Here is a 228-nt window from a genome sequence, read left to right on the forward strand (position 1 = left end):
TAATGATTAATAGGGATAGTCGGGGGCGTCAGTATTCAGCTGTCAGAGGTGAAATTCTTGGATTTGCTGAAGACTAACTACTGCGAAAGCATTCGCCAAGGATGTTTTCATTAATCAGGGAACGAAAGTTAGGGGATCGAAGACGATCAGATACCGTCGTAGTCTTAACCATAAACTATGCCGACTAGGGATCGGGCGGGGTTTCTATGATGACCCGCTCGGCACCTT

Annotated in this window: 1 rRNA gene; it reads left to right on the forward strand. The window is 46.5% G+C overall.

Features of this window, described 5'->3' with window-relative positions:
* A 16S ribosomal RNA gene (locus WX88_RS31245) occupies nucleotides 1-228 on the forward strand; the annotation flags it as partial.

The sequence above is a fragment of the Hymenobacter terrenus genome, from assembly GCF_000972495.1.
Taxonomy (GTDB): Bacteria; Bacteroidota; Bacteroidia; order Cytophagales; family Hymenobacteraceae; genus Hymenobacter; species Hymenobacter terrenus.